General features: G+C 59.9%; 1 protein-coding gene. It reads right to left on the reverse strand.

What is annotated here, in order from left to right; all coding sequences use genetic code 11:
* Positions 1–676, reverse strand: a 676-nt coding sequence (locus ACFHWW_RS34000; RefSeq protein ID WP_379943765.1) for an IS110 family transposase, incomplete at both ends; no start/stop codon positions are given.

A 676-nucleotide genomic window follows, 5' to 3' on the forward strand; every position in this document is an offset into this window, starting at 1 on the left:
GAACAGCCGGGCATCCGGGGTTTTCAGCATCAACAGCGTTGCGCCGACCGGACCGACACCGGGAATTTGCGCAAGGCGCAGGCTGCATTCATCGGCGCGGTGCAAATCCAGCAGCTCTTCCTCCACCTTCTTTATCTCGTGAAGCAGACCGCGATATTCATCGCCATGCATGGCAAAAACCTTTCGCGCAAGAACGGGCAGCGATGGGTCCTGCGCTATGCGCTCCAATAGCGGTTCGATCCTGCACATGCCGGTGGCCGCGACGATGCCAAACTCCATGGCAAAGCCGCGAATGCTGTTGGCCAGTTGTGTCCGGTTGCGGATCAGCCTCTCGCGCAAGCCAACCAGCATCAAGGCGGCCTGCTGCTGCGCCGTCTTCACCGGAACAAACCGCATCGTCGGCCGGCTCATCGCCTCGCACAATGCTTCGGCGTCCGCCGCATCATTCTTCCCGCGCTTGACATAAGGCTTGGCCAATTGCGGCGCGATCAATTTCACCTCATGGCCGAAGGAACGCAGCAGTCGGGCCCAATGGTGGGAACCACCACACGCTTCCAGCGCAATACTGGTCGGTGCCGCCTTCTGGAAGAATTTCACCATTTCCTTGCGCGTCAGCTTCCGGCGCAGGATCGGTTGCTCGGCGGCGTTCACTCCATGCAACTGGAAAACGCTCTTT

Origin of the sequence: Sinorhizobium sp. P24N7 (genome assembly GCF_042436655.1) — a bacterium.
GTDB classification, from domain to species: domain Bacteria; phylum Pseudomonadota; class Alphaproteobacteria; order Rhizobiales; family Rhizobiaceae; genus Sinorhizobium; species Sinorhizobium meliloti_A.